Annotated in this window: 5 protein-coding genes; 3 read left to right on the top strand and 2 right to left on the bottom strand. The window is 72.7% G+C overall.

Annotation, left to right across the window (positions count from 1 at the left end; translation table 11 throughout):
• Positions 1 to 130: 130 nt before the first annotated feature.
• On the bottom strand, positions 131 to 637 hold the full coding sequence (locus BM430_RS33595) for a GNAT family N-acetyltransferase (protein WP_177303260.1): 507 nt from the start codon (positions 635 to 637) through the stop codon (positions 131 to 133).
• 169 nt (positions 638 to 806) lie between these two features.
• Positions 807 to 1715, bottom strand: a complete 909-nt coding sequence (locus tag BM430_RS33590) for an outer membrane protein (protein ID WP_177303259.1) — start codon at positions 1713 to 1715, stop codon at positions 807 to 809.
• A 201-nt stretch (positions 1716 to 1916) separates the two neighbouring features.
• On the opposite strand from BM430_RS33590, the gene BM430_RS33585 reads away from it, so the two are divergent.
• The 3 genes from BM430_RS33585 (at position 1917) to BM430_RS33575 (ending at position 6115) form a co-directional block, all read left to right on the top strand.
• The gene (locus BM430_RS33585; protein ID WP_093571507.1) at positions 1917 to 3353 is read left to right on the top strand and encodes a cobyric acid synthase; all 1437 of its coding nucleotides are present in this window, start codon (positions 1917 to 1919) and stop codon (positions 3351 to 3353) included.
• 115 nt (positions 3354 to 3468) lie between these two features.
• Positions 3469 to 4863 (top strand): DUF1800 domain-containing protein, encoded by a 1395-nt coding sequence (locus BM430_RS33580; RefSeq protein WP_093571506.1) that lies wholly within the window; start codon positions 3469 to 3471, stop codon positions 4861 to 4863.
• A 19-nt stretch (positions 4864 to 4882) separates the two neighbouring features.
• A complete protein-coding gene (locus BM430_RS33575; protein ID WP_093571505.1) occupies positions 4883 to 6115 on the top strand; it encodes a DUF1501 domain-containing protein in 1233 nt (410 codons plus the stop codon).
• The last annotated feature ends 642 nt before the right edge of the window (positions 6116 to 6757 follow it).

Here is a 6757-nt window from a genome sequence, read left to right as displayed (position 1 = left end):
AATCACATCGGGACAGCCGGAGCAAACCCAAAACCCGCAAATTTGCCCCGGTTACTCGCGAAGCGCTCTAGCTCTTTGATTTTGCCGCATTTTCTACGACGAACCGGTATCCACTTCGTCGGAAAATGCTCTAGCCCGCGCGGGGCGAGGATACGGCCGGCCGATGCCCGCCGAGCGGAAGCTCGAACTGCGGACCTCCCGGCGGACGGTCCGTGAAGCCCAGCGCTCGGTAGAAGGATTGAGCGCGGCGGTTGTCGGGATGGGTCCCGACCATCAGCCGGGCGCATCCCTGTGCCTCGGCCTCCGCTCTCGCGGCCTGTACCAAGGCTCTCCCGACGCCCGAGCTTCTCGTCCCGGGTGCGACGAAGAGATGATGGAGGTCGAGGGCGCGGGACGCGTATTGCGCGCGATACAGGCGGACGAGAAGAGCGTAGCCGATCAGGATCCCGGCTTCCTCCGCCACCAGGGCCGTCGCCCAGGGTGGTGACCCGAACAGATCGGCCCGCAGGCGATCCGCATCCGTCGTCGCGCGATCGCCGTGATGCGCAGCGAGCTGGCCGGCCAGCGCGTCCGCGTCGTCCGGGACGGCGTGACGAACGATCGCTGTGGCCCGCGCATGGTCGGAGCCGTCCTGCATGACTCTCTCCCGAACAGGATCGCTCCCCGGCATCGGTATCCGACGCGATCGTCCGCGGAGCATAGCGATGCAGGAGGCAACGAAAAACGGCCGCCGGGCATCTGCCCCGCGGCCGTCGAGAGAGGCGGGCCGGTGCGGCCCGCCGATATTGGCTCAGCCGATCCGAGGATCAGAGGCCGTTGAACTTGTAGCTGAACCCGGCGCGGACGAGGTTGCCCTCGGTGGTGAAGCGCGAGGTGTAGGAGCCGCGCGGCTGCGCGGCGGCGGCCACCGTGAGGCCGGTGTTGTTCACCTGCACGTTGCGGCTGCCGAGGTCGTAGTGCAGGTACTCGGCCTTGATGGTCACTGCCTGGGACTGGATGCCCAGCAGGCCCAGCAGGCTGTAGCGGGCCAGGAACGAGTCGGTCGGCAGGGCGTACTCGATGCCGCCGCCATAGGCGTAGCCGGTCGCGATGTCGTTGTAGCGGCCCGTATAGGCGAGGGCGAGCGGCGGGGTGGCGCCGGCGGTGGTGTAGAAGTTGGCGCGGTAATCGACGCCGCCATAGGCGAAGCCGCCCATGCCGTAGACGAAGAGGCGGTCGAAGGCGTAGCCGGCGCGGCCGACGACGGTGCCGAGCCAGGACAGCTCCTGGCGGAAGGCGCTCGGGTCGGGGAAGCCGCCATTCGCGGCGAGCTGCGGGCCGAGGTAGAAGGTGTTCTTGTGGATGTCGGTCCAGGCCCAGTCGGCCTGGACGCCGACCACGAAGCCCGAGCCCGGCGTGAACTGGTAGTTGTAGCCGAAGCCGCCGCCGATATTGGCGAGGCCGTCCTGCTCGTTGCGCACCACCGGCGGGCGACGCAGGGTCGCGACGTTGCCGATCGTGTTGGTCGGCGTCAGGTCGTTGCCGATCGTGGTGATGCGCTGGCGGTCGGTGAAGGTGTAGTCGGTGTGCAGGCCGGCGTAGAAGCCGGTCCAGGTGAAGACCGGCACCGGCGTGAAGACCGGCGGCGGGGCGACGCGGCGCGGCAGGTCCGCGGCCGAGGCCGCCCCGGCGAGGAGCGACGTCGCGGCGCCGGCGAGCATGAACTTCTTGAGCACTGGAGGACGCCCCGTTGAGCGAAATTGTGGCTACACGCTAGCTTGAGCGTGGCCGGGCGCCTATGACCGCCGTGCCACACCCGGCCGTCGACCGGCCGGGTTTCCGAATTTTTTCCGTGCGCTGCCGCACAGGCCGGCCGGCAGGATGCGAGGCGACCTGTGCGAGGAGCCATGCCAGAGGGTGAGGGCGCCAGGGCCCTGATGATCCAGGGCACCGGCTCGGATGTCGGCAAGTCGCTGATCGTCGCCGGGCTCGCCCGCGTCTTCTCGCGAAGGGGCCTGCGGGTGCGGCCGTTCAAGCCGCAGAACATGTCGAACAACGCCGCCGTCACGGCCGACGGCGGCGAGATCGGCCGGGCCCAGGCGCTCCAGGCCCGGGCGGCGGGCGTCGCGCCTTCCGTCCACATGAACCCGGTGCTCTTGAAGCCGCAGAGCGAGACCGGCTCGCAGGTGGTGGTGCAGGGGCGGATGGTCGGCACGGCGAGGGCGCGGGAGTACCAGGCCTGGAAGCCGCGGCTCCTCGCCGCCGTCGTCGAGAGCTTCGAGCGTCTGCGGGCGGAATCCGACCTGGTGCTGGTCGAGGGCGCCGGCTCGGCCTCGGAGGTCAACCTGCGCCGGGGCGACATCGCCAATATGGGATTTGCCCGCGCCACCGGCACGCCGGTGGTGCTGCTCGGCGATATCGACCGCGGCGGGGTGATCGCGAGCCTCGTCGGCACGCGGGCCGTGATCGACCCGGAGGACGCCGCGATGGTGCGGGGCTTCCTGGTCAACCGCTTCCGCGGCGATCCGGCCCTGTTCGCCGACGGCATGAGCCTGATTGCCGCCCGCACCGGGTGGGAGGCGCTGGGGCTGATCCCGCACTTCCCCGAGGCCGCGCGGCTGCCGGCGGAGGACGTGCTCGGCCTCAAGGGCGCCGAGCGCCCAGGAGGCAAGGTCGTGGCGGTGCCGGTCCTGCCCCGCATCGCCAATTTCGACGACCTCGACCCCTTGAGGGCAGAGCCCGGGGTGAGCGTGGTGCTGGTCGAGCCCGGCCGGCCGATCCCCGCCGAGGCCGACCTCGTGCTGCTGCCGGGCTCGAAGACGACGATCCCCGACCTCGCCTTCCTGCGCGAGCAGGGCTGGGACATCGACATCCTGGCCCATCGCCGCCGCGGCGGGCGGGTGCTCGGCCTGTGCGGCGGCTACCAGATGCTCGGCACCAGCTTGAGCGATCCGCAGGGCATCGAGGGACCGCCCGGCACGGTGGCGGGCCTCGGCCTCCTCGACGTCGCGACGGTGCTCACCGCCGAGAAGCGGCTGGCGGCCGCGACCGGCGTCAGCCTGCCGGACGGAACCCCGTTCACCGGCTACGAGATGCATGTCGGCGAGACCGCGGGGCCCGACGCCGCCCGGCCGCTCCTGCGCCTCGCCGACGGCCGCCCCGACGGCGCGGTCTCGGCCGACGGGCTCGTCTGCGGCACCTACGTCCACGGCCTGTTCGCGGACGAGGGCCAGCGGAGCTTATGGCTGTCCCGCCTCGGCGCCGTGCCGGGGCCGGAGGCCTACGAGGCGGTGATCGAGCGCGTGCTCGACCGCCTCGCCGACCATCTCGAGACGCATGTTGATTGCGACCGGCTGCTCGCCCTGGCGGCGTAGGGCGGCGCGAACGCTCACCTTACGAAACCGTCATCTCCCGCTCAGCGTCGGTTAAGCCCGAGAAGCGCGTCATGCCGGTGCGTCATGGTGGCGGCCGGACGGGGAGGGCACGGGCATGGCGGTCGATCCGCGTCGGACGGCGCTCGGCCTCGGGCGGTTCGGGCTCGGCGCCCGGCCGGGCGACCTCGCCCGCGAGAAGCCGGTCGAAGAGGCCCTGCGCCGCGAGATCCTGGCCGGCACCGTGCCCCTGCCGGGCGGGCCGGACCTCGCCCCCGCCCCGACCCTGCTCACCGCCCTCCAGGCCGAGGAGCAGGGCCGCAAGCTCGCCCGGGCCGGGAGCCCGGCCGCGCCGATGCCGGAGGGACCGCCGGCGCCGCCGATCCAGGAGCGGGTCTACCGGGCCGAGGTGACGGCCCGCCTCGCCCTGGCGCAACACGCGCCCCTCGGCTTCGTCGAGCGCCTGGTCTGGTTCTGGGCCAACCACTTCACCGTCTCGGTGGCGCGGGGGCCGCGCCTGCGGGTCAGCGCCGGCGCCTTCGAGCGGGAGGCGATCCGCCCGCACGTGCTCGGACGCTTTCGCGACCTGCTGCTCGCCGCCGCCACCCATCCGGCGATGCTGATCTACCTCGACAACGTCGCCTCGGTCGGTCCCAACTCGCCGGCGGGCCAGCGCAAGGGTCCAGGCCCCGGGAAGGGCCTCAACGAGAATCTCGGCCGCGAGCTCCTGGAGCTGCACACCCTCGGGGCGGATGGCGGCTACACGCAAGGGGACGTGACGGCGCTCGCCCGCATCCTCACCGGCTGGTCGCTGCAGCGCGACGGCAATGCCGAGGGCCTGCCGGGCACGACCACCTTCCGGCGCGGCGCCCACGAGCCGGGCGCCGTGGCGCTCTTGGGCCGCACCTACCTCGATGTCGGGCCCGGGCAGCTGCGCATGGCCCTCGACGATCTCGCCGTGCACCCGGCGACCGCCCGCCACGTCGCCCTGAAACTCGCCCGCCACTTCGTCGCCGACGATCCGCCCCCCGCCCTGGTGGCGCGCCTCGCCCGGACCTTCCTCGACCAGGACGGCGACCTGTCCCGCCTGGCGCTGGCGCTGATCGAGGCGCCGGAGGCCTGGGACCCGGTGCAGCGCAAGATCCGCTCGCCGCAGGAATTCTTGATCGCGGCGATGCGCGGGCTCTCCCTCGCGCCGGATCCCCGGATGGTGGATCCCCGGATGATCATGGGCGCGCTCGCGGCGTTGGGCCAGCCGTACTGGTCGGCGCCGGCGCCCAACGGCTATCCCGACGAGGCCGGGGCCTGGGCCTCGCCGGAGGGGCTGCACGCCCGCCTCGACCTCGCCGCCCGGACCGGCCAGCTCGCCGCCGGCACCGACCCGGCGGCCTTCGCCGACGCGGTCCTGGGCCCGCTCGCGACCGACGAAACCCGCAACGCCATCCGCCGGGCCGAGAGCCGGGCGCAAGCCATCGCCCTCGTCCTGATGGCCCCCGAGTTCCAGCGACGGTGATCTCCAGGAGGACCTCCCAATGAGCGATCTCTGCCAGTCCGGTCCCCGAACCGCCCATCCGAACCGCCGGGCACTCCTCGGCACGGCCGGCGCGCTGTTCGCCTGGGGCGCCATTCCGCGCACCGCCTATGCCGCCCCGGGCGCCCGCGACGCCCGCCTCGTCGTGGTGATCCTGCGCGGCGCCCTCGACGGGCTCTCGGCGGTGGCGCCGCTGGGCGACCCGGCCTACGCGGACCTTCGCCCCGGCATCGCGCTCACCCGCGACGGGCCGGGGGCGGCGCTGCCCCTCGACGGCTTCTTCGCTCTCCACCCGGCGCTGCCGACCTTCGCCCGGCTCTACGCCGCCGGCCAAGCGATGGTGGTGCACGCCGCCGCGACCGGCTACCGCGAGCGCTCCCACTTCGACGGGCAGGACGTGCTCGAGAGCGGCCAGCCCGGCCCGGGCCACACCGCCAGCGGCTGGCTCAACCGCCTCGTCGCCGCCCTGCCGGCGGGGGAGGGCATCGCGCCCCGGACCGCCCCATCCCACCTCGCGCTTGGCGTGGGCGTGGTGCCGCCGCTGATCCTGCGCGGGCCGGCCCCGGTCCTCGGTTGGGCGCCGCCGCGCCTGCCGCGGGCGAGCGACGAGCTCGCCCGGCGGGTGCTCGGCCTCTACGAGGCGCGCGACCCGGCGCTCGCGGCCTCGCTTGCCCGCGGCCTCGACGTCGATGCGCTCGCGAAAGGCGGGCCCAAGGGCGCGGGCGGCCTGCGCGGCCTCGCCGAGGGCGCCGCCCGGCTGATCGCCGCCGATGACGGCCCGCGCATCGCGGCCCTCGCCCTCGACGGCTGGGACACCCACGCCGACGAGGGCGGCGCCACCGGCCGCCTCGCCGGGCTGCTCGGCGGCCTCGACGGAGTCTTCTCCGCTTTCGCCGAGATCCTGGCCCCGCGCTGGGCCGACACCGCGATCCTGGTCGTCACCGAATTCGGCCGCACCGCCCGGGTCAACGGCACCACCGGAACCGATCACGGCACCGGCACGGTGGCGTTCCTGCTCGGCGGCGCGGTGCGCGGCGGCCGGGTGCTCGCCGACTGGCCGGGCCTCGGCCCCGCCCAGCTCCACGAGGGCCGCGACCTCGCCCCGACCACGGATGTGCGCGCGGTCGCCAAGGGGCTGGCGGCGGACCTGTTCGGCCTGTCGCCGGCCGTGCTCGGCCGCAGCGTGTTCCCGGGGACCGAGGGCTTACGGCCGGTGGGTGGGTTGGTGGTGTAGGGCGTCGTCTGACGGGGTCGTTCCCATTCCGGCACCGAAGACGTTCGTATTAACCACTTCCCTTTCCCGCACGACTGGAGCGATAGCGGAAGGAGATCCGGGATCCAGCACGAAAATTCGCGAAGCGTCTACCTGACTGCAACGGTGTAGTAGGCAGAGCCGCTTCGCGGCACATCTCTCCTGGATCCCGGATCTCCTTCCGCTGACGCTGCAGTCGTCCGGGAAAGGGGCTGGTGGATGTGGGAGGCCGGTGCGCCACTGTCGCGTCGATCTGCGAAGGGGGGGTGGCGCTCGGCGTCGAGCCGAGCCGGCGGCAGCCCCCTCCCGTACTCCCCCACATCATGTATGGACGGCCCCCGTTTCGCAAGGGTTTGTGAGCATCGGTTTGAGCCAGTCGGTTCAGGAGCAGTCATGTATCCGGCCTCTGATGCCGTCGTGCCGCCGCGGTTGATGCGACGAGGACGACGGCGGGCCACCAAGGGGTGCGCACAAGCGTTCCTTGCGAAGAACCAGGCTCCCAACATCCCGACGCGCTGTGACGCGCGATGACGTGGCGGAGTGTCCTGGTCCCAGGTCCCTCATCCTGCTCTGGCCTTGGCCGTGCTTACAGCTCCTTGCTCACCGAAGGTCGCGTCCCGCCGC

It is taken from the genome of Methylobacterium sp. 174MFSha1.1 (assembly GCF_900116815.1).
Classification (GTDB): domain Bacteria; phylum Pseudomonadota; class Alphaproteobacteria; order Rhizobiales; family Beijerinckiaceae; genus Methylobacterium.
This window is presented reverse-complemented; position numbering and strand designations above follow the sequence as displayed.